Raw genomic sequence first — 21,589 nt, forward strand, 5'->3', positions numbered from 1 at the left:
CATGCTCGACAGGGGGCTCGGCGGATTCCCCCGGACCAACATTGGGCGCACCAAAGGCGCCGCCCGCGACCAGCGGGGACAGGTGTCGGCGCCACCCGCCGACGGCCCGGTTTCCGGCCGTGCGGCGCTCCTGTGCCGCCCTGGACGGCGTGCGCGTATGAGCGATTCCGCCCCCGAGGGGGCCGAGGTGTCCACTCGTCACTTCTACGACGACCTGGCGCCCTCTACGACCTGATTACGCCGACCGGGGTGCGGGCGCCCCGCTACAGTCACCGCCCATGACCACACATGATCAGCCTTCCTTCGCCGTCCACATCCCCGAAGCCGAGCTGGAGCCGGAGCCGCTCACGCCCGAGCAGATCGTCTCGGGCACCCCCGAGGTGACCGGCAAGGTCCTCTGGGAGTCCGCCGACGGCAAGCAGGTGCGCGGGATCTGGCAGATCACCCCCGGAGTGGTGACCGACACCGAGGCGAACGAACTCTTCGTCGTCGTCAGCGGCCGGGCCACCGTCGCGGTCGAGGGCGGCGCCACGATGGAGATCGGGCCGGGCGACGCCTGTGTGCTGCGCGAGGGCGACCGGACCACCTGGACCGTCCACGAGACGCTGCGCAAGGCGTACCACATCAGCCTCTGAACCGGCCGGACCCGGAAGGGAGTTCAAACGGAAGGGAGTTCGCCCGAAGGGAGTTCAGGAGTCTGGTAGGAAGGTTTCCTATCAGCTATCCTCCCGGGCAGCGGCTTGGCGCGGCGTCCGATCACCGTGGGCGTGACGCGCTCAGCGAGAGTTCTGACCCGGCCGCCGTGCACCGCCCTCCGCCCTTCTTGTGCCGGGGGTGCGGTGCTCCGCACCGGTGTCCAGCTCTCGCCACCCCTCAGGCCAGGGAGCCCAGGTATGCGCCTGTACGCCTCCGCCCCACCACGCCGCACCCTCACCCCGTCCCGCCCTCTCCCATTCCCCTTCACCCCGTCCCTCGTCCTCACGGCCGTGCTTCTGCTCGTCGGCGGCCTTCTGCTCGCCTACCCGGGCCGTGCCGGAGCGGCCGCCGACCCGCTGATCTCCCGCGGCAAGCCCGCCACCTCCTCGTCCGTCGAGGACTCCACCCTCGCCCCGGGCAAGGCCTTCGACGGCGACCCGGCCACCCGCTGGGCCAGCGCCGAGGGCTCCGACCCGCAGTGGATCCGGGTCGACCTCGGATCCACCGCCACCGTCTCGCGCGTACGCCTCTCCTGGGAGGCGGCCCACGCCAAGGCCTACCGCGTGGAGATATCCGCCGACGGCGCCACCTGGACCCGGCTCGCCACCGAGACGGCGGGCGACGGAGGCACCGACGACTGGACCGGACTCAGCGGCAAGGGCCGGCACCTCCGCGTCTACGGGACCGCGCGCGGAACGTCGTACGGCTACTCCCTCTACGAAGTAGAGGTCTACGGAACCCTGGACGGCGGCCCGCCGCCCAACGGCGCGTTCACCGTCGTCGCCGCCGGTGACATCGCCGACCGGTGCACGGCCTCCAGCAGCTCGTGCGCCCACCCCAGGACCGCCGCCCTGGCGCAGCGGATCAACCCGAAGTTCTACCTGACGATGGGCGACAACCAGTACGACGACGCCCTGCTCTCCGACTTCCGCGCCTACTACGACAAGACCTGGGGCGTCTTCAAGGCCAGGACGCGTCCCGTCCCCGGCAACCACGAGACGTACGACCCGGCCGGCCCGCTCGCCGGCTACAAGGCCTACTTCGGTGCCCTCGCCTACCCGCAGGGAAAGCCGTACTACAGCTACGACGAGGGCAACTGGCACTTCCTCGCCCTCGACTCCAACTCCTTCGACGACCCCGCGCAGATCCGGTGGCTGAAGGACGACCTCGCCCGGAACACCAAGGGCTGCGTCGCCGCCTACTTCCACCACCCGCTGTACTCCTCCGGCGGCCACGGCAACGACCCGGTCTCCAAGCCTGTCTGGCAGATCCTGTACGGCGCCGGGACCGACCTCGTCCTCAACGGACACGACCACCACTACGAGCGGTTCGCCCCGCAGGACCCCTCCGGGCGGGCCACTCCCGGCGGCATCGTCGAGATCGTCGGCGGCACGGGCGGGGCCGATCCCTATCCCATCGAGACGGTCCAGCCGAACAGCCAGAAGCGGATCAGCGGCACCTACGGCGTCCTGAAGCTCGACTTCACCGACACCACCTACACCTGGCAGTACGTCGGCATTGACGGCCAGGTCAAGGACACCGGCCCGACCTACACCTGCCACTGATGTACCTGGCGACCACCGGTCGCCCCGACGCGCCGCCGCCCCGCACCGGGGCCCGGCGGCGCGTCGGCGGCACCGTCCTCGCGCTCGGCACGGTCAGCCTGGTCACGGACATCTCCTCCGAGATGGTGACGGCCGTCCTGCCCGTCTACCTCGTCCTCGGCCTCGGCCTCTCCCCGCTCCAGTTCGGCTTCCTGGACGGGCTCCTCAACGGCGCCACCGCGCTCGTACGGCTGCTCGGCGGCCACGCGGCGGACCGCGGCGGCCGGCACAAGCGGGTCGCCGGGATCGGCTACGCCCTGTCCGCGTGCTCGCGGCTCGGCCTGCTCCTAGCGGTCGGGGCGACGGGCTGGATCGCGGCCGCGCTGGCCGGGGACCGGCTGGGCAAGGGCATCCGCACCGCCCCGCGCGACGCGCTGATCACCCTCAGCTGCCCGCCCGAGGACCTCGGCCGCGCCTTCGGCGTCCACCGGGCGATGGACACCACCGGCGCCCTGCTCGGACCGCTGGCCGCGTTCGCGCTGCTGTGGGCGACGGCGGACGCCTACGACGCGGTGTTCGTCGTCAGCTTCTGCTTCGGGGTGCTGGGCGTGCTCCTCCTCGCGGTCCTCGTACCGGGCAGGGCGGCCGCGGACGCTGGGACATCCGCGGGCGGCGGGGCATCGGCGGGCGGCGGCGCGGCCCGTGATCCGCGGCCGAAGGCGGCCCCGCTGCTCGCCCCGCTGCTGTCTCCACTGCGCTCCGCGCCCGTCCGGCGGATCCTCGGCGCCACCGCGCTGCTCGGCGCCTTCACCGTCGGGGACGCCTTCGTCTACCTGCTGCTCCAGCGGCGTCTCGACCTGGCCGTCACCTGGTTCCCGTTCCTGCCGCTGGGCGCCGCCGCCGGCTATCTGCTGCTCGCCGTCCCGGCCGGCCGGCTCGCCGACCGGATCGGACGCCGCCGCCCCTTCCTGTACGGGCACGGGGCGCTCCTCCTCGCGTACGTCCTGCTCCTCGCACCCGCCCCCGACCTGCTCGTGCTCGGCCTCGTCCTCGGCCTGCTCGGGGTCTTCTACGCCGCCACGGACGGGGTCCTGATGGCGCTGACCGGCCCCCTGCTGCCGGCCGGGCGGCGGGCGAGCGGGCTGGCCCTCGTCCAGACCGTCCAGGCGCTGGCCCGGCTGCTCGCGGCGACCGGGTTCGGGGCGGCCTGGACGGTGTGGGGGCCGTCGACGGCGCTCGCCCTCGCCGCCGCCGGACTGTCGGCGGCCCTCGCGGGAGCCGGCTTCCTGCTGCCCGCCGCCCCACCAGCGGAAGGGCACCCGTCCAGCGAAAGGCCCTCTTGATGACCGACACCGGCACTGACACCGGCACCGGCAACAACACCGGCACCGACAACAACACCGGCCGGGTCCGCCTCACCCGTACGCGACTCTGGGGGCTGGTCCTCGCCGTCGTGCTGCTCGCGGGCGGGGCCACCGCCTACACGCTCCGGGCCGCCGACCGCGCCCCCCGGCCGGTCGTGCCGCACGGCGGCCCGGCGCTCACGCTCGAAGGGCCCGCCGGAGGGCTCCTCTTCCGCGACACGGCGACCGGCCGGGTCGGCCGCCACGACCCGGGCTCAACCGGACCGCGCGCCGTCGGCGGCCCCCACTGCGACCGCTTCCACGCCGCCGGCCCCACCGCCCTCTGTCTGCGACGGCGGCCGGGCGTGCCGACCCGCTCGTACGCGATCGTGCTCGACCGGCGGCTGCGCGAGGTACGCCGGATCGCGCTGCCCGGGATCCCCAACCGGGCCCGTGTCTCGGCCTCCGGGCAGCTGCTCTCCTGGACGATGTTCGCGACGGGCGACTCGTACGCGACCTCGGCGTTCTCGACCAGGACATCGATCCTCGATCTGCGCACCGGCTATCTCGTCAAGAACATGGAGCAGATGCCGCTCACCCTCCACGGCCGCCGCTACCACGCCCCCGACGTGAACTACTGGGGCGTCACCTTCGCCCGCGACGACAACCGCTTCTACGCCACGGTCGCCACGAAAGGCCGCACGTACCTCGTCGAGGGGGACATGCGGAGGTGGTCGGCCAACGCGCTGAGGGAGAACGTCGAATGCCCGTCCCTGTCTCCGGACAACACCCGGATCGCGTTCAAGAAGAAGGTCTCCGACGATCCGAAGGCACCCTGGCGCCTGTACGTCCTGGATCTGCGCACCCTGCGGGAACACCCGGTGGCCGAGGAGCGGAGCATCGACGACCAGGCGGCCTGGACGGACGACCGCACGCTCGCGTACGGGCACCAGGGGGCCGTGTGGACCGTCCCCGCCGACGGCACCGGCGCGCCACGACGGTCGGTGCCGGGTGCGACGTCCCCGGCGGTCCTGCGCTGAAGGAGGCTGAAGGGGGCTGAAGGGCGGCTGAAGGGAGCGACCGGCACCCTGTCGGGTCCGGCCAGGGTGCCGGTCAGGCGCGCCGCACCGCGCCCCGTACCGCCAGCGCCGCCATCGGCAGCAGCAGGCACGCGCCCACGAGGTTCAGCCAGCCGTAGCCGGCCTGGGCCACGATCAGTCCGGCCGCGAGCCCGCCGACGCCCGCCGCGGTGTTCATGATGAAGTCCGAGAGGCCCTGGACCGCCGCCCTCGCCGCCTGCGGGACCGAGTCGGTCAGCAGGGCCGAGCCGGAGACCAGGCCCGCCGACCAGCCCAGGCCCAGCACGAAGAGGCCCGCGGCGGTCTGGGCGTGGCTCGGACCCGCGGTGCCCGCGAGGAGCGCCGCGACCGAGAGGAGCCCGACGGCGAGGCCGATCACCGACAGCCGCCCGAGCCGGTCCGAGAGCCAGCCCATCACCGGAGAGAAGGCGTACATCCCCGCGATGTGCCCGCTGATCACCAGGCCGATCAGCTGGATCCCCGCACCGTGGTGGCTCAGCGCCACCGGGGTCATCGACATGATCGACACCATCGCGGTGTGCGAGACGGCGACCGTGACCAGGGCGAGGCGCGCCCGCGAGGACGCCCGTACGGCCTTCAGACCGGCACGGAGCGAGTGGCCGGCCGCCTCCTCGCCGCCGGCCGGCCCGGACAGGGCGCGGGCGGTCAGGAGCGGGTCGGGGCGCAGCAGGAGCGCCACCATGACCGCGGCGATCAGGAACACGCCCGCGGCCCACACGAACGGTCCGGCGGCCGCCGGTACTCCGAAACCCGCCACGCTCTTCCCGGCGGGTGCGGCGACGTTCGGACCGAGGACCGCGCCGATGGTGGTCGCCCAGACCACGGTGGAGATGGCGCGGCCCCTGTGGTCCGGCGGGGCCAGGTCCGCCGCCGCGAACCGGGCCGCCAGGTTGGCCGAGGATCCCGCGCCGAAGCCGACCAGGCCCACCAGGAGCAGTGGGAAGTTGTCGATCACGGCACCGAGCACGACCACCCCGGCGCCCAGCGCCCCGACCAGATAGGCGAGCACGAGCCCGGGCCGCCGCCCGCGGGAGCCCATGAGGGAGGCCAGCGGCATGGCGAGCAGCGCGGGCCCGGCCACCGAGGCGGTCGAGGCCAGGCCCGACAGCGCTTCCGTGCCGCTCACGTCCTTGGCCAGCACGGCGGCCAGGGCGACGCCGATGGCGATGCCCAGACCGCCGAGGATCTGGCTGGCGATCAGCACCGCCTGGATCCGCCGCCGGAGCGCCGGCAGTTCGGCGGCCGTGACGGGGGCGGGTATCTCCGCAGGGGAGGTGGCGTCAGGGGCGCTCGGGGTGTTGGTCACTTACGGGAGTGTGCCAGCCCTCCGGCCCGAGCGGAACGCCACCCCCTTCCCTACCCCCAGGGGGTACGCAGGGAGCGGCCCGGCCCGTCTCAGAACAGCGGCTGCGGGAGCACGCCCTCCAGTGCCAGCAGGGTCCGCTTGGTCTCCAGGCCTCCCCCGAAACCGCCGAGCCCGCCGTCGCTCTCCACCACCCGGTGGCACGGCACGACCACCGGCAGCGGATTGGCGCCCATCGCCGCCCCGACCGCCTGCGCCGCCCCCGGCTGCCCGACCCGCTTCGCCAGATCTCCGTACCCCACGACCGCTCCGTACGGCACGCCGTCCGCGAGCTCGCGCAGCACCTGGCGGTTGAAGCCGGTCGTCAGCGTCCAGTCGAGAGCGACGTCGAACTCCCGCAGGCCGCCCGAGAAGTACTCCGCGAGCTGCCGTATCGGCTCCGCGAGCCGACCCGAGGCACGCTCCGTCAGCTCCGCGCGGTCCGCGCCGAGCTGCGCCGCCAGCCGGTCCAGCGCCCGGTCCCGCACCGCCTCGCGTGCGTGGAAGACCACGCTCACGAGACCGCGGTCCGTCGCGGCCAGCAGCAGCGGGCCGATGTCGCTCTCCACGACCGCCCATTCCACCTTGGAGTCCATACCGATCACGGTACGACCACCCACTGACATCACGAGCCGGTCTCGTCCCGGTCTCACGGGTGCCAATTCCCGGACCGCGTGGTCGTGCGGCCCTCCGCGCGCCATAATCTCGCCCCGGTAGCACTTACTCAGCGGTACCGACTGTTTTCGGACGACGTCGCACCACGGGTGGAGGAACACGCTCATGCAGGGCACGGTCGACGGATTCAGTTACGGCCTCGTCACCCCGGTCGCCGCCTACCTCATGGCCTGCCTCGGCGGCGCCCTGGGCCTGCGCTGCACCACCAGGTCGCTGCGCCACCGGGACACCTTCAAGGCCGGCTGGCTCGCCCTCGGCGCCACCTCCATCGGCACCGGCATCTGGACCATGCACTTCATCGCGATGATGGGCTTCTCCGTCCACCAGGCCCCCATCAGCTACGACCGGCCCCTCACCTTCGCCAGCCTGGGCGTCGCCGTCGTGATGGTCGGCATCGGGATCTTCATCGTCGGATACCGCGGCGCCACACCCCTCACCCTGGTCACCGGCGGCACCATCACCGGCCTGGGCATCGCCACCATGCACTACCTCGGCATGGCCGGCATGCGGTTCCAGGGGCGCATCGACTACGACACCCTCACCGTCGCCCTCTCCGTCGTGATCGCCGTCGTGGCGGCCACCACCGCCCTCTGGGCGGCCGTCTCGGTCCACGGGTTTCCGGCCAGCCTCGGAGCGAGCCTGGTGATGGGCCTCGCCGTCAGTGGTATGCACTACACCGCCATGGCGGCGGTCAACGTCCATCTCCACGGCACCCCCGCGCCCGGCGCCGGCGACACCGCCACCTCACTGCTCCTGCCCATGCTGGTCGGCCCGGCGGTCTTCCTCCTCCTGGCCGCCGTCGTCGTCATGTTCGACCCGCTGCTCGTGATGGGCGACCCCGACTGGCAGCGGCCCGCGTCGCCGGGCCCGCACCGGCCCGGGGTGCCCGCGCCGCGCCGCGCCCCCGCCTACGGCGAGCCCGCGAACTGGTCCGCCCGGCCGCCCTCCGGACGCGGCGCCCGCAAGGGGGCCCACCGGGGCGGACACCGCTCCCAGGACTGGTGACGGACGGGGTCCGGGAGGGCGCCTGGGCCGACCGGTGAGCCGTTCGCCGCCCGACTGTCAGTGGGGGGTCGTACGGTGGTTGCATGCGGCCCGTTTCCAAGATCGAACGTACGGTGGCGCCTTTCGAGGTCGTCAGCCCCTACCAGCCCAGCGGCGACCAGCCGACGGCCATCGCCGAGCTCGAGCGGCGCATCCGCGCCGGCGAGAAGGACGTCGTCCTGCTCGGTGCCACCGGCACCGGCAAGTCGGCGACCACCGCGTGGATGATCGAGAAGCTGCAGCGCCCCACCCTGGTGATGGCGCCGAACAAGACGCTCGCCGCCCAGCTGGCGAACGAGTTCCGCGAGCTCCTGCCGAACAACGCCGTCGAGTACTTCGTCTCGTACTACGACTACTACCAGCCCGAGGCGTACGTCCCCCAGTCGGACACCTACATCGAGAAGGACTCCTCGATCAACGAGGAGGTCGAGCGGCTGCGCCACTCCGCGACGAACTCGCTGCTCACCCGCCGTGACGTGGTCGTCGTCGCCTCCGTCTCGTGCATCTACGGCCTCGGCACCCCGCAGGAGTACGTGGACCGGATGGTCCCGCTCAAGGTCGGCGAGGAGATCGACCGCGACCAGCTGCTGCGCCGCTTCGTCGACATCCAGTACACCCGCAACGACCTGGCGTTCACCCGAGGGACGTTCCGGGTCCGCGGCGACACCATCGAGATCTTCCCGGTCTACGAGGAGCTCGCCGTCCGCATCGAGATGTTCGGCGACGAGATCGAGGCCCTGTCCACGCTCCACCCGCTCACCGGCGAGGTCATCAGCGAGGACCGCGAGCTGTACGTCTTCCCCGCCAGCCACTATGTGGCGGGCCCCGAGCGCATGGAGAAGGCGATCAACGGCATCGAGCGCGAGCTGGAGAGCCGTCTCGCCGAGCTCGACAAGCAGGGCAAGATGCTGGAGTCCCAGCGCCTGCGCATGCGCACCACGTACGACATCGAGATGATGCGCCAGATCGGCTCCTGCTCCGGCATCGAGAACTACTCGATGCACTTCGACGACCGCGAGCCCGGCTCCGCGCCCAACACGCTCCTCGACTACTTCCCCGAGGACTTCCTCCTCGTCATCGACGAGTCGCACGTCACGGTGCCGCAGATCGGCGCGATGTACGAGGGCGACGCCTCCCGCAAGCGGACCCTGGTCGACCACGGCTTCCGGCTGCCCTCCGCGCTCGACAACCGCCCGCTGAAGTGGGAGGAGTTCCAGGAGCGGATCGGCCAGACGGTCTACCTCTCGGCCACCCCCGGCACCTACGAGCTGTCGCGCGGCGACGGCTTCGTGGAGCAGATCATCCGCCCCACCGGCCTGGTCGACCCCGAGGTCGTCGTCAAGCCCACCGAGGGACAGATCGACGACCTGGTGCACGAGATCCGGCTGCGCACCGAGAAGGACGAGCGGGTCCTCGTCACCACTCTCACCAAGAAGATGGCCGAGGATCTCACCGAGTACTTCCTGGAGCTCGGCATCCAGGTCCGCTATCTGCACAGCGACGTCGACACCCTGCGCCGTATCGAGCTGCTGCGCGAGCTGCGGGCGGGCGAGTACGACGTCCTGGTCGGCATCAACCTGCTCCGCGAGGGCCTCGACCTGCCCGAGGTCTCGCTCGTCGCCATCCTCGACGCCGACAAGCAGGGCTTCCTGCGCTCCGGCACCTCGCTGATCCAGACCATCGGCCGCGCGGCGCGCAACGTCTCCGGACAGGTCCACATGTACGCCGACACGGTCACGCCGGCGATGGCGAAGGCCATCGACGAGACCAACCGGCGCCGTGAGAAGCAGGTCGCGTACAACAAGGCCCACGGCATCGACCCGCAGCCGCTCCGCAAGAAGATCAACGACATCGTCGCCACCATCGCCCGCGAGGAGGTCGACACCGAGCAGCTGCTCGGCTCCGGCTACCGCCAGGCGAAGGACGGCAAGGGCGCCAAGACGCCCGTCCCCTCCCTCGCCGCCCACTCCACCACGGTCAAGGGCAAGGGCAAGGGCGGCAAGGCGGGCGGCACGGTCGAGCTCGGCGACCGTCCGGCCACCGAACTGGCCGCGATCATCGAGGAGATGACGGACCGTATGCGCGCCGCGGCGGCGGAGCTGCAGTTCGAGGTCGCCGCCCGGCTCCGGGACGAAGTGGGAGAGCTGAAGAAGGAGTTGCGCCAGATGAAGGAGGGGGGACTCGCCTGACGGCGCGGCTCCCCGGCTCCGCCGGGTGTGTTGCAAGACCGACACAAAACGCGACCGCGTCTGCTGCGCTGTCGGTGCCCCTGCGTAGGGTGCTGCACAACCGCACGCACAGCAGAGACGGCCGCGGGGAACGACGGAGAGGGGACAGCGCGTGACGGTCAACATGACCAAGGGTCAGGCCATCAGCCTGGAGAAGCAGGGCGGGGGCACCCTTACCTCGGTACGGATGGGGCTCGGCTGGCAGGCGGCTCCGCGCCGTGGCCTGTTCGGTTCGCGCACCCGGGAGGTCGACCTGGACGCCTCCGCGGTGCTCTTCGCCGACAAGCAGCCGGTGGACGTGGTCTTCTTCCGTCACCTGGTCAGCGACGACGGCTCGGTCCGCCACACCGGTGACAACCTGGTGGGCGGCGCGGGTCAGGGCGGCGACGACGAGTCGATCCTGGTCGACCTCCAGCGCGTCCCCGTCCACATCGACCAGATCGTCTTCACGGTGAACTCCTTCACCGGCCAGACGTTCCAGGAGGTGCAGAACGCCTTCTGCCGGATCGTCGACGAGACCAACGGCCAGGAGCTCGCCCGCTACACCCTGGACGGCGGCGGCCAGTACACCGCGCAGATCATGGCGAAGGTGCACCGGGCCGGCACCGGCTGGCAGATGACCGCCCTGGGCAACCCGGCCAACGGGCGGACGTTCCAGGACCTCATGCCGTCGATCCTGCCGCACCTGTAGGGGCACGGCGGCGGCACCCACAGCTCCCGGAGGCAGCAGGCCGCCGGGAGCTGTCCTATCCACACACCCGAGGGGACAGAGTCGATGACGGCCGAGCTGGTCCGGGGGCAGAACCACCCCCTGCCCGACACCCGACTGGAGATCAGGGTGTCGGCCGGCCATCCGGTCGTCGCCGGCGCCACCCTCTGCGACGAGCGGGGCAGGATGGGCGGGGCCGAGTGGATCGCCCACCCCGGCTCGCCCTCGCTGCCCGGCGTGGAGGTCTCGCAGCAGGCCGCCGCCGATCACCGCCTCGCCGTCGACCTCGAAGCGCTTCCGGCCGGCGTGCACCTCGTCTCGGTCCTTCTGGCGCTGCCCGTCGGCGTCGGCGGCCCGGCCCGCTTCGGCGCCGTCGCCGCCCCCTTCGTCGCGGTGACCGGCCTCGACGGAACCGAGATCGCCAGCTACACGATCACCGGCCTCGACCGCGAGTCCGCCGTCGTCGCCCTGGAGCTGTACCGCCGCCAGGGCGCCTGGAAGGTCCGCGCCATGGGCCAGGGGTACGAAGGCGGCCTCGCGGCCATGCTCGGCGACCAGGGCATGGAGCGCCCCGCCGAACTCGCCGCCTCGATCCTGGACGCCGTCGCCCGGGGCCTGGCCCGATCGGTCTCCGCCCCGCCCCCGCGCGTCCCCGAGGCGGAGCGCGTCAGGCACACGGCCCCGGTCGCCGCCGACCACCAGGACGCGCCCCCGCCCCCCAGCTCCGACGGACCCATCGACTACGCGCACCCGCGCCGTCAGGCACCTCCGGAGCCCGCACCGGAGCCGGGCCCGGCGCTCCCGCCCACCGGCTACCCGGCCCCCGTGGCCGGTGACGCCAGCGGCTGGTCCATGGACGAGCGGCTCTACAACCAGGTGTGGGGCATGTTCGAGGACCTGGCCCGCACCACCGCCGCGTACCGCAGCGCCTGCGACTTCGCCGAGTCCCGCCTCGACCAGGAGCTCGACCGCGCGCTCTCCGACCCGCGCGGCCGTATCGGCGGCGCCGGGGACGCCGCCCGTGAGGCGGCCCGCGCCAAGCACGACGAGCTCACCGCCCGGGCCCAGGAAGCCCTGGACCGGGACCTCGCCCAGCTCGCCGCCGAGTCCGAGGTCGTCGAACCGGCGCTGCCCGCCGCCTTCGCCCGCTGGGACAACCCGGTCTGGCAGGCCTATCGCGTCCCCATGGAGGTCCCCATGGCCGTGCGCCTGGGCGATCTCCACCTCCCCGAGCGCACCGATCTGCGCATCCCCATGCTGGTCCGCCTCCCTCTGGAGCGCGGGCTGTGGGTGGACAGCGGTCGGGGACGATCCGAGGCGGCCGGGCTCCTCGACGAGGCCGAACTGCGACGCCTCGCCATGGACACGGCGGTCGCGCACGCGGCCAGGCTGCTCGCCGTGTACCCGTCCGGCGAGTTCGCCGTCCATGTCGTCGACCCGGCGGGCTCCGGCGCCGCCTCGCTGGCGCCGCTGGTCGAGGCCGGCGTCCTGGCCGGACCGCCGGCCGCCGGGGCGGCCGGGGTCTCCGCCGTCCTCACCCGGCTCACCGAGCGCGTCGACCTGATCCAGATGGCGGTGCGGGCCGGTGCCCCGGACGCGCTGCCGCCCGGCATGGACACCGCGGAGCAGCTGCTGATCGTCCACGACTTCCCGCACGGCTTCGACGACCGCGCGGTCACCCAGCTCCGCTACCTCGCGGACGAGGGCCCGGCCGTCGGCGTCCATCTGCTGATGGTCGCGGACCGGGAGGACGCCTCCGCGTACGGCCCGGTCCTGGACCCGCTGTGGCGCTCCCTGCTGCGGATCACCCCGGTCGCCGACGACCACCTCGCCGATCCGTGGGTCGGCCACGCCTGGACGTACGAGCCGCCGACGTTCCCGCCCGGCGGCGGGGTGCTCCGCCAGGTCCTCTCCCAGGTGGCCGAGGCCCGCCGCCAATGGAGCCGTTGACCTGGTCACTTGGGCTCTCTTTACCCTGGCCTTTACCTTTTCTTGGTTCTTCGGGTAGTGTTCTCGGCGCGGAGGGGAGTACTCCCCATGCGCGGCGTTCCCGTCAATACGGACGGACCCTGAGCGGTTCGATCCCGGGGCGTCGGCCCGGCTCGCCGTAGGCGTGCCCGGGTGGAAGAGACCTCCGGCAGCGACGACGCTGATCAGTAGCCGTACGACGCCGGAGGCGCAGTGGACGTTTCAATGACCCTGTGGGTGCTGACCATTCTTGGTCTGTCCGCCCTGATCGCTATCGACTTCTTCATCGGGCGCAAGCCCCATGACGTGTCGATCAAGGAAGCCGGAACCTGGTCGGTCGTCTGGATCGTCCTCGCCGTGCTCTTCGGCCTGGGACTGCTGGTCTTCGGCAACACCCAGGCGTCCGGCGAGTTCTTCGCCGGCTTCATCACCGAGAAGTCGCTCAGCGTCGACAACCTCTTCGTCTTCGTGCTGATCATGGCGAAGTTCTCGGTGCCCTCCCACCTCCAGCAGCGCGTGCTGCTCATCGGTGTGCTGATCGCCCTCGTCCTGCGCGCGATCTTCATCGCCGCCGGTGCCGCGATCATCGCCAGCTTCTCGTGGGTCTTCTACATCTTCGGCGCGTTCCTGATCTACACCGCCTGGAAGCTCATCCAGGAGGCGCGCTCCGACGACGAGGAGGACGAGTTCGAGGAGAACCGTCTCCTCAAGTCCATCGAGAAGAAGTTCGGCGTCGCCGACAAGTACCACGGCACGAAGCTCTTCCTGAAGGTGAACGGCAAGCGGGTGCTGACTCCGCTGATGGTCGTGATGCTGGCCATCGGCACCACCGACGTGCTCTTCGCCCTCGACTCGATCCCGGCGATCTTCGGCCTGACCCAGGACCCGTACATCGTCTTCACCGCCAACGCCTTCGCCCTGATGGGTCTGCGGCAGCTGTACTTCCTGATCGGTGGCCTGCTCAAGAAGCTGGTCCACCTCAGCTACGGCCTGTCGGTGATCCTCGGCTTCATCGGTGTGAAGCTGGTGCTGCACGCCCTGCACGAATCCGGGGTGCACGTCCCGGAGATCTCGATCCCGTTCTCCCTGGCGGTCATCTGCGGCGTCCTGGTCATCACCACGATCACCAGCCTGATCGCCTCCAAGAAGCAGGCGGAGCGCGAGGCGGCCGAGAGCGCCGACACGACCGGCAAGCCGGTGACCTCCGGCGAGTCCGAGAAGGACAGCGTCGAGGTCTGACCCTCGCCCGACCCACGCACCGTGGCCGGTACGGACGGCACACCACCGTCCGCACCGGCCACCGGTGTGTCCGGACCTGTTCCGGCCCGTTTCTCTGTGTGCTCCGCGACTACGCGGGCACGCCCTCGGGCGACTCGGCCCGCGCGGCGGGCTTGGTCTCCGGCAGCAGAGCGAAGCAGCCCAGGCTCACCAGCGCCACCACCGTCAGATACGCGGCCACGCCCCAGGGGGCGCCCGTGCCGCCGCTGGCGACCGCCGTCGCGACGATCGGCGTCAGGGCCCCGCCCAGCACGCCGGCGAGGTTGTAGCCGACCGCCGCGCCCGTGCAGCGCACCCTCGGCTCGTACAGCTCGGGCAGATACGCGGCCACCACCGCGAACATCGTGATGAACGCCAGCAGCGCGCCCGTGAAGCCGAGGAACATCAGCATCGGCCGACCCGTGTGCAACAGCCCCACCATCGGGAACATCCACACCGCGGAGGCCGCGCAGCCCGCGAGGCAGAGGGGGCGCCGGCCGTAGCGGTCACCGAGGATCGCGACGAACGGGGTCACGATCCCGCTGATCGCCACCGCCCCCATGACACAGACCAGCATCACCGTGCGGTCGATGCCGAGCCGCTCGGTGCCGTAGGCCAGGGCCCAGGTGGAGACCGTGTAGAAGACGGCGTAGCCGACCGCGAGGGCGCCCGCCGTCAGCAGCACCAGGCGCCAGTGGTCGCGCGCCACCTCGGTCAGCGGTGCGTCGGCCCGCCGCCCCTCGGCGGCCAGCCGCTGGAACTGCGGGGTCTCCGCCAGTGAGGAGCGCAGCAGCAGGCCGCCCGCCGCGAGCAGCCCGGCGGCCCAGAACGGCACACGCCAGCCCCACTCGCGGAACTGCGCGTCGGTCAGTCCGGCGGAGAGCGCCAGCATCACACCGTTCGCCAGCAGAAAGCCGACCGGCGGGCCGATCTGCGGAAAGCTCGCCCACAGCGCGCGCCGCCCCTCCGGCGCGTGCTCGGCCGTCAGCAGCACGGCACCGCCCCACTCGCCGCCCAGACCGAGCCCCTGCAGGAAGCGCAGGACGAGCAGGAGCACGGGGGCGGTGATGCCGAGGGTGGCGTACGAGGGGACACAGCCGACCGCGACCGTGGCGCAGCCGGTCAACATCAGTGAGGCGAACATGACCGGTCGCCGTCCGTAGCGGTCGCCGATGTGCCCGAAGAGGGCGGATCCGAGCGGGCGGGCGACGAAGCCCACGGCGAAGGTGCCGAAGGCGGCCAGGGTCCCGGCGAGGGGGGAGAAGGTCGGGAAGAAGAGCGGGCCGAGGACGAGCGCGGCGGCCGTTCCGTAGACGAAGAAGTCGTAGAACTCGATGGCCGTGCCGGCGAGGGAGGCGGCGGCGAGCCGCCCCATCGACGGAGGGGAGGGAGTGGAGGGAGTGGGCGGAGCGGCGGGAGTGGACGGGGTGTCAGGGGTGTCCGGGGACTGCGGGGGGTGACTGTGGCGCATGCCGCGCCAACTACCCGGCGTGCGCGCGGGTTACGGGGGCGTACGGAAGCACACGCCTCCGAGCCGCGCGCCGCGGCGCCCCACGTTCACCAGCCGCGCTTGTGCCACTCCGGGAGGTGCGGGCGCTCGGCTCCGAGGGTCGTGTCCCTGCCGTGGCCCGGGTAGACCCACGTCTCGTCCGGCAGTACGTCGAAGAGCTTGGTCTCCACGTCGTGGATCAGGCTCGCGAAGGCCTCCGGGTCCTTCCAGGTGTTGCCCACCCCGCCGGGGAAGAGGCAGTCGCCGGTGAAGACGTGCGGGTGGCCGTGCGGGTCGTCGTAGATCAGGACGATCGAGCCGGGCGTGTGCCCGACCAGGCGGCGGGCGGTCAGCTCGACCCGGCCCACCCGGACGGTGTCGCCGTCCTCGACCCGGACGTCGGTCGGGACCGGGATGCCCTCGGCGTCGTACGCCCCGGCGTACGTGCGGGCCCCGGTCGCGGCGACCACGTCGGCGAGCGCCTGCCAGTGGTCGCCGTGCCGGTGGGTGGTGACGACGGAGGCGATGCCGTCGTCACCGATCAGCGTGAGCAGCGTCTCGGCGTCGTTGGCCGCGTCGATCAGGAGCTGCTCGCCGGTGGCCCGGCAGCGCAGCAGATACGCGTTGTTGTCCATCGGGCCGACCGCGACCTTGGAGATCATCAGGTCCGTCAGTTCGTGCACATCGGCCGCGCCGCCGACCTTCACAGCTCCGCTGTACGTCATGGGCTCAGCCTATCGCCGGGCACCGACAGCGGGCGGTTCCGCGGCTCCGGCGGCTACAGCGGCGGCAGGGCGGGGAGAGCGCCGCCCTCGACCGTGAGGGCCGACCCGTCGCGGCGGCCGGCCAGCCAGCCGAGCAGTTCGGGCGCGGGTCCTGAGACGAGCACGGCGTCCTCGCCGGAGCCGCCCCCGGTCGTCCAGACCTGCCCCTCCGCGGCGCGGACCGTGGTCGGCGGGACCTCCTTGTGGCCCGTGAACCGCTCCGCGAGGAACTCGATCTCGCGGGCCACGAACTCGTCGGGCAGGTCCTCCAGCTCGTAGCCCGCCCCGAGGTCGACGTGGTGCAGGGCCACCTCGACCCAGCGGCGGAAGGGGAGGCGGGCCGCCCGGTCCGTGACGCCGTTGCGCAGCTCCACGATCCGCTCCCAGTCGGCGGGCTCCGCGGCCACGGCCTGGAAGCGCTCGGCGCTCTCGCGGACGTCGGCGAGCTGGACGTCCAGCGGGCGCGGGGCGTCGCGCTCGATGTCGGCGTCACGGGTCGCGGCGTCCGGGTACATGGGCCGGCCCTGGAGAACGTTCACGAGGGCGTCGGCGTTGCGGGCGATGTGGGCCAGGACATGTCCGCGGGTCCAGCCGGGAAGCCGTGACGGCTCGGCGACCGCCGCGTTGTCCCATGAGGCGGCGGCTTTCAGGAGCCGCTCGGTCGCTTCGCGTACAGAGGCCAGGTCACGCACAGGATCGATCATGGCGCCGACCCTAGCGCTGCCACTCGTTCGGGTGAAGCGGTCACATCGAGGCCGGTAATCGAATGTGCGTGCTATAGGCTCGGTGGAAGCATCCGGCATCCTTGGTTGTTGGGTATTCAGGCACATCCAGCACATCCCCAGGCATATCTGCGACCCGCACTCCTGTGCCTCCGCTCTCTCAAGAAAGGTGCGGACCGGCGTGGCCGACCGTCTCATCGTTCGTGGCGCTCGCGAGCACAACCTCAAGAACGTCTCGCTCGACCTCCCGCGTGACTCCCTCATCGTCTTCACCGGGCTGTCCGGGTCGGGCAAGTCCTCCCTCGCGTTCGACACGATCTTCGCCGAGGGCCAGCGCCGGTACGTCGAATCGCTCTCGTCGTACGCCCGGCAGTTCCTCGGCCAGATGGACAAGCCGGACGTGGACTTCATCGAGGGTCTCTCGCCCGCCGTCTCCATCGACCAGAAGTCGACCTCGCGCAACCCGCGCTCCACGGTCGGCACCATCACCGAGGTCTACGACTACCTCCGCCTGCTCTTCGCCCGCATCGGCAAGCCGCACTGTCCCGAGTGCCGCCGGCCGATCTCCCGGCAGTCGCCGCAGGCCATCGTCGACAGGGTCCTGGAGCTGCCCGAGGGCAGCCGCTTCCAGGTCCTCTCGCCGCTCGTGCGCGAGCGCAAGGGCGAGTTCGTCGACCTCTTCGCCGACCTCCAGACCAAGGGCTACAGCCGCGCGCGGGTGGACGGGCAGACCGTCCAGCTCACCGAGCCGCCGACCCTGAAGAAGCAGGAGAAGCACACGATCGAGGTGGTCGTCGACCGCCTCACGGTCAAGGAGAGCGCCAAGCGCCGGCTCACCGACTCCGTCGAGACCGCGCTCGGCCTCTCCGGCGGCATGGTCGTGCTCGACTTCGTCGACCTGCCCGAGGACGACCCCGAGCGCGAGCGGATGTACTCGGAGCACCTCTACTGCCCGTACGACGACCTGTCCTTCGAGGAGCTGGAGCCGCGCTCCTTCTCCTTCAACTCGCCCTTCGGCGCCTGCCCCGACTGCACCGGCATCGGCACCCGCATGGAGGTCGACCCCGAGCTCATCGTCCCGGACGAAGACCGGTCCCTCGACGAGGGCGCCATCCACCCCTGGTCGCACGGCCACACCAGGGAATACTTCGGCCGGCTCATCGGCGGGCTCTCGCAGGCGCTCGGCTTCCGTACGGACATCCCGTACGCCGGACTCCCGGCGCGGGCCAAGAAGGCCCTGATGTACGGCCACAAGACCCAGGTCGAGGTCCGCTACCGCAACCGGTACGGGCGGGAGCGGGCGTACACCACCCCGGCCTTCGAAGGCGCCGTCAGCTTCGTCAAGCGGCGGCACAGCGAGGCCGAGAGCGACTCCAGCCGTGAGCGCTTCGAGGGTTACATGCGCGAGGTGCCCTGCCCCACGTGCGAAGGCACCCGCCTCAAGCCGATCGTCCTCGCGGTCACGGTCATGGAGAAGTCCATCGCCGAGGTCGCCGCGATGTCCATCAGCGAGTGCGCCGACTTCCTCGGCCGCCTGAAGCTCAACGCCCGCGACAAGAAGATCGCCGAGCGGGTCCTGAAGGAGGTCAACGAACGGCTGCGCTTCCTCGTCGACGTCGGCCTCGACTACCTCTCCCTCAACCGGGCGGCCGGCACACTCTCGGGCGGCGAGGCCCAGCGCATCCGGCTCGCCACCCAGATCGGCTCCGGCCTGGTCGGCGTGCTGTACGTCCTGGACGAGCCCTCCATCGGCCTCCACCAGCGGGACAACCACCGGCTCATCGAGACCCTGGTCCGGCTCAGGGACATGGGCAACACGCTCATCGTCGTCGAGCACGACGAGGACACCATCAAGGTCGCCGACTGGGTCGTCGACATCGGCCCCGGCGCGGGCGAGCACGGCGGCAAGGTCGTCCACTCGGGCTCCCTGGCCGAGCTGCTCACCAACGAGGAGTCGGTGACCGGGCAGTACCTGTCCGGCCGCAAGGCCATCGCGACCCCGGACATCCGCCGGCCCGTGGACCCCTCGCGCCGTCTCACCGTGCACGGCGCCCGGGAGAACAACCTCCGGGACATCGACGTCTCCTTCCCGCTGGGCGTCCTCACGGCCGTCACCGGAGTCTCCGGCTCCGGCAAGTCGACCCTGGTCAACGACATCCTCTACACCCACCTGGCGCGCGAGCTGAACGGCGCCAAGTCGGTACCCGGGCGGCACACGCGCGTGGACGGCGACGACCTCGTCGACAAGGTCGTCCACGTCGACCAGTCGCCCATCGGCCGCACCCCGCGGTCCAACCCGGCGACCTACACCGGTGTCTTCGACCATGTGCGCAAGCTCTTCGCCGAGACCATGGAGGCGAAGGTCCGCGGCTATCTGCCGGGCCGGTTCTCCTTCAACGTCAAGGGCGGCCGGTGCGAGAACTGCTCCGGCGACGGCACGATCAAGATCGAGATGAACTTCCTCCCGGACGTCTACGTCCCGTGCGAGGTCTGCCACGGCGACCGGTACAACCGGGAGACCCTGGAGGTCCACTACAAGGGCAAGTCCATCGCCGAGGTCCTGAACATGCCGATCGAGGAGGCCCTCGACTTCTTCGAGGCCGTCCCGACGATCTCCCGCCACCTGCGCACGCTCAACGAGGTGGGCCTCGGGTACGTCCGGCTGGGCCAGTCCGCGCCGACGCTCTCGGGCGGTGAGGCGCAGCGCGTGAAGCTCGCCTCCGAGCTCCAGAAGCGCTCGACGGGCCGCACGGTCTACGTCCTGGACGAGCCGACCACGGGTCTGCACTTCGAGGACATCTCGAAGCTGATCAAGGTCCTCTCCGGTCTCGTCGACAAGGGCAACTCGGTGATCGTCATCGAGCACAACCTCGATGTCATCAAGACCGCGGACTGGGTCGTCGACATGGGCCCCGAGGGCGGCAGCGGCGGCGGTCTGGTGATCGCCGAGGGCACGCCGGAGGAGGTCGCCTCGGTGTCGACGAGCCACACCGGCAAGTTCCTCCGCGAGGTCCTCGGCGCCGACCGGATCAGCGACGCGACCGTCCCGGCGGCGCGCAGCGGGAACGGCTCGGCGAAGAAGACGGCCGCGAAGAAGGCGCCGGCGACGAAGACCGCGGCCAAGACCGTGGCCAAGGCACCCGCCAAGGCGCCGGCGAAGAAGGCGGCGACCGCTCGGGCCCGCAAGGCGTGACGACGGAGGGGGCGGGGGCTCGCGGCGGGCCCCCGCCCCGTCCCCGCCTCTCCTCCCGGCCGGGCCTCAGGCGCCCAGTTCGTGCCCGTACGGCGGCTCCGCGCCCGGACGGGTGCAGGTGAGCGCCGCCGCGCGGGCAGCGTAGGTCAGCAGGTCCCGCCACGCACCGGCGTCCAGCGAGGCCGGCGGGCGGTACGCCAGTCCGTGGAGAAGGGCCGCGTTCACCGTGTCGCCCGCGCCGATCGTGTCCGCGACCGCCACCCGTACCGCCGGAACCGACACCTCGTACGACGGCGTGAAGACAGTCAGCCCCGCCCCGCCCCTGGTCAGGACCACCGCCGACGGTCCACGCGCCAGCCACTCCTCCGGAGTGCCGCCCAGCCACGCCGCGTCCTCCTCCGAGAGCTTCAGGAGGGAGACGTACGGCAGCCAGGCCGTGAAGCGCTCGCGGTAGGCGGCCGGGTCCGGGATCAGGGCCGGGCGGATGTTGGGGTCCAGAAGCGTGAAGGCGCCGCGCCGCGACTCGCGGCGCAGCAGCGCCTCGTACGCGCTCGCGCCCGGCTCCAGGGCCAGGGAGCAGGTGCCGAAAGCCAGCGCCCGGGCCTCCTCCGGCAGCCGCTCCGGCAGGGCGAAGAGCCGGTCGGCCGTGCCCTCCACATAGAAGCCGTACCGCGCGGAGCCGTCCGGCCCCACCGAGGCCACCGCCAGCGTCGTCGGCTCCGGCCCCCGCTGCACGAGCCCGTCACCGACCCCCGACGCCCGCAGGCCGTCGAGCAGCGCCTCGCCGAAGGCGTCCGTGGAGATCCGGGAGCAGAAGGCGACCTCCGCACCGAGCCGCCCCAGCGCCACGGCCGTGTTGTACGGGCCGCCCCCGGGCCTCGGAAGCAGCGGGGACAAGGGGCCCGGCGCACCGGCCGGGACCAGGTCGATCAGGGACTCACCGGCGACGACGATCACGCCCGCGAACGTAACCCATGCCCACCCGGCCACAACAGCCCGGAAGCCCCCCGCGAAGGCGCCCGGACCCGCGCCGGTATCGTCGGTTCGTCACCTCATGCCCCGATCCGACCGTGGAGCGCCCATGTCCGGCCAGTCCGCCCGCCGCACCGTACTGAAAGGCGCCGCCCTCGCCGGCGCCGCCGGGCTGGGTGTCGCCGCCTGCTCCACCGACTCCAAGCTCGGCCACGCCCAGGTCCCGACCCCGACCGCCCCGGTCACCCTCGGCGCCCCCGACGAGGTGCCGGTCGGCGGTGCCAAGCTCTACCGCGAGCAGCGGGTCCTGGTGAGCTGCCCGGCCAAGGGCGAGTACAAGGCGTTCAGCGCCCAGTGCACCCACGCCGGCTGCGTCCTGGACAAGATCGAGCACAATGAGGGCAACTGCCCCTGCCACGGCAGCCGCTTCGACGTGACCACCGGCAAGGCACTCAAGGGCCCGGCGACCGTCCCGCTGCCCGAGGTCCCCATCCGGGTCGAGAACGGCCGGCTGGTCGCGGGCCCGGAGGCGTAGGGCGACGC

Annotated in this window: 17 protein-coding genes; 11 read left to right on the forward strand and 6 right to left on the reverse strand. The window is 71.8% G+C overall.

Going from position 1 to position 21,589, the window contains the following annotated elements; all coding sequences use genetic code 11:
- The first annotated feature begins 278 nt into the window (after nt 1–278).
- The 4 genes from ACF06X_RS05160 to ACF06X_RS05175 all read left to right on the forward strand — a co-directional run bounded on the left by ACF06X_RS05160 (nt 279) and on the right by ACF06X_RS05175 (nt 4,623).
- Nucleotides 279–635, forward strand: a complete 357-nt coding sequence (locus tag ACF06X_RS05160; protein ID WP_392285769.1) for a cupin domain-containing protein — start codon at nt 279–281, stop codon at nt 633–635.
- Nucleotides 636–893: 258 nt separating this feature from the next.
- Entirely contained in the window at nt 894–2,261 is a 1,368-nt protein-coding gene (locus ACF06X_RS05165) for a discoidin domain-containing protein (protein WP_392285770.1), read from the forward strand.
- Nucleotides 2,261–3,583, forward strand: coding sequence for an MFS transporter (locus tag ACF06X_RS05170; protein WP_392285771.1), 1,323 nt, complete (start codon nt 2,261–2,263; stop codon nt 3,581–3,583). The genes ACF06X_RS05165 and ACF06X_RS05170 overlap by 1 nt, the downstream gene beginning before the upstream one ends.
- Entirely contained in the window at nt 3,583–4,623 is a 1,041-nt protein-coding gene (locus tag ACF06X_RS05175; RefSeq protein WP_392285772.1) for a TolB family protein, read from the forward strand. Before ACF06X_RS05170 ends, ACF06X_RS05175 begins: the two co-directional genes overlap by 1 nt.
- A 73-nt stretch (nt 4,624–4,696) precedes the next feature.
- Here the strand turns inward: ACF06X_RS05175 and ACF06X_RS05180 are convergent, their stop codons facing one another.
- Complete coding sequence (locus tag ACF06X_RS05180; protein ID WP_392285773.1) at nt 4,697–5,989, reverse strand: MFS transporter; 1,293 nt, start codon at nt 5,987–5,989, stop codon at nt 4,697–4,699.
- An 89-nt stretch (nt 5,990–6,078) separates the two neighbouring features.
- Complete coding sequence (locus ACF06X_RS05185; protein WP_392285774.1) at nt 6,079–6,621, reverse strand: methylated-DNA--[protein]-cysteine S-methyltransferase; 543 nt, start codon at nt 6,619–6,621, stop codon at nt 6,079–6,081.
- A gap of 184 nt (nt 6,622–6,805) precedes the next feature.
- On the opposite strand from ACF06X_RS05185, the gene ACF06X_RS05190 reads away from it, so the two are divergent.
- From ACF06X_RS05190 to ACF06X_RS05210, 5 genes are all read left to right on the forward strand, one after another.
- Nucleotides 6,806–7,705: an MHYT domain-containing protein gene (locus ACF06X_RS05190; RefSeq protein ID WP_392285775.1), complete on the forward strand. Its 900-nt coding sequence runs from the start codon at nt 6,806–6,808 to the stop codon at nt 7,703–7,705.
- Nucleotides 7,706–7,788: 83 nt separating this feature from the next.
- A complete protein-coding gene (uvrB, locus tag ACF06X_RS05195; protein WP_392285776.1) occupies nt 7,789–9,933 on the forward strand; it encodes an excinuclease ABC subunit UvrB in 2,145 nt (714 codons plus the stop codon).
- A gap of 151 nt (nt 9,934–10,084) precedes the next feature.
- A complete protein-coding gene (locus ACF06X_RS05200) occupies nt 10,085–10,663 on the forward strand; it encodes a TerD family protein (RefSeq protein WP_158986231.1) in 579 nt (192 codons plus the stop codon).
- 84 nt (nt 10,664–10,747) lie between these two features.
- A complete protein-coding gene (locus ACF06X_RS05205) occupies nt 10,748–12,631 on the forward strand; it encodes a TerD family protein (protein WP_392285777.1) in 1,884 nt (627 codons plus the stop codon).
- Nucleotides 12,632–12,862: 231 nt separating this feature from the next.
- Nucleotides 12,863–13,888, forward strand: a complete 1,026-nt coding sequence (locus ACF06X_RS05210) for a TerC family protein (protein WP_392285778.1) — start codon at nt 12,863–12,865, stop codon at nt 13,886–13,888.
- Nucleotides 13,889–13,997: 109 nt separating this feature from the next.
- Here the strand turns inward: ACF06X_RS05210 and ACF06X_RS05215 are convergent, their stop codons facing one another.
- The 3 genes from ACF06X_RS05215 to ACF06X_RS05225 all read right to left on the reverse strand — a co-directional run bounded on the left by ACF06X_RS05215 (nt 13,998) and on the right by ACF06X_RS05225 (nt 16,863).
- Nucleotides 13,998–15,281: an MFS transporter gene (locus ACF06X_RS05215; RefSeq protein WP_392285779.1), complete on the reverse strand. Its 1,284-nt coding sequence runs from the start codon at nt 15,279–15,281 to the stop codon at nt 13,998–14,000.
- 182 nt (nt 15,282–15,463) lie between these two features.
- Complete coding sequence (locus ACF06X_RS05220) at nt 15,464–16,120, reverse strand: MBL fold metallo-hydrolase (RefSeq protein WP_392285780.1); 657 nt, start codon at nt 16,118–16,120, stop codon at nt 15,464–15,466.
- 53 nt (nt 16,121–16,173) lie between these two features.
- Entirely contained in the window at nt 16,174–16,863 is a 690-nt protein-coding gene (locus ACF06X_RS05225; RefSeq protein ID WP_392285781.1) for a maleylpyruvate isomerase family mycothiol-dependent enzyme, read from the reverse strand.
- A 199-nt stretch (nt 16,864–17,062) separates the two neighbouring features.
- On the opposite strand from ACF06X_RS05225, the gene uvrA reads away from it, so the two are divergent.
- Entirely contained in the window at nt 17,063–20,074 is a 3,012-nt protein-coding gene (uvrA, locus tag ACF06X_RS05230; RefSeq protein WP_392285782.1) for an excinuclease ABC subunit UvrA, read from the forward strand.
- A gap of 66 nt (nt 20,075–20,140) precedes the next feature.
- Here uvrA and ACF06X_RS05235 read toward each other — a convergent pair whose 3' ends face one another.
- Complete coding sequence (locus tag ACF06X_RS05235) at nt 20,141–21,031, reverse strand: carbohydrate kinase (protein ID WP_392285783.1); 891 nt, start codon at nt 21,029–21,031, stop codon at nt 20,141–20,143.
- 124 nt (nt 21,032–21,155) lie between these two features.
- On the opposite strand from ACF06X_RS05235, the gene ACF06X_RS05240 reads away from it, so the two are divergent.
- Entirely contained in the window at nt 21,156–21,581 is a 426-nt protein-coding gene (locus ACF06X_RS05240; protein WP_392285784.1) for a Rieske (2Fe-2S) protein, read from the forward strand.
- Nucleotides 21,582–21,589 lie beyond the last annotated feature (8 nt).

This window comes from Streptomyces sp. NPDC015346, assembly GCF_043078785.1.
Lineage (GTDB): Bacteria > Actinomycetota > Actinomycetes > Streptomycetales > Streptomycetaceae > Streptomyces.

Coding starts and splice junctions, on each gene's coding strand:
- ACF06X_RS05160 (WP_392285769.1), top strand. CDS start 279: ATGACCACACATGATCAGCCTTCCTTCGCCGTCCACATCCCCGAAGCC.
- ACF06X_RS05165 (WP_392285770.1), top strand. CDS start 894: ATGCGCCTGTACGCCTCCGCCCCACCACGCCGCACCCTCACCCCGTCC.
- ACF06X_RS05170 (WP_392285771.1), top strand. CDS start 2,261: ATGTACCTGGCGACCACCGGTCGCCCCGACGCGCCGCCGCCCCGCACC.
- ACF06X_RS05175 (WP_392285772.1), top strand. CDS start 3,583: ATGACCGACACCGGCACTGACACCGGCACCGGCAACAACACCGGCACC.
- ACF06X_RS05185 (WP_392285774.1), bottom strand. CDS start 6,621: ATGGACTCCAAGGTGGAATGGGCGGTCGTGGAGAGCGACATCGGCCCG.
- ACF06X_RS05190 (WP_392285775.1), top strand. CDS start 6,806: ATGCAGGGCACGGTCGACGGATTCAGTTACGGCCTCGTCACCCCGGTC.
- uvrB (WP_392285776.1), top strand. CDS start 7,789: ATGCGGCCCGTTTCCAAGATCGAACGTACGGTGGCGCCTTTCGAGGTC.
- ACF06X_RS05205 (WP_392285777.1), top strand. CDS start 10,748: ATGACGGCCGAGCTGGTCCGGGGGCAGAACCACCCCCTGCCCGACACC.
- ACF06X_RS05215 (WP_392285779.1), bottom strand. CDS start 15,281: ATGGGGCGGCTCGCCGCCGCCTCCCTCGCCGGCACGGCCATCGAGTTC.
- ACF06X_RS05220 (WP_392285780.1), bottom strand. CDS start 16,120: ATGACGTACAGCGGAGCTGTGAAGGTCGGCGGCGCGGCCGATGTGCAC.
- ACF06X_RS05225 (WP_392285781.1), bottom strand. CDS start 16,863: ATGATCGATCCTGTGCGTGACCTGGCCTCTGTACGCGAAGCGACCGAG.
- ACF06X_RS05240 (WP_392285784.1), top strand. CDS start 21,156: ATGTCCGGCCAGTCCGCCCGCCGCACCGTACTGAAAGGCGCCGCCCTC.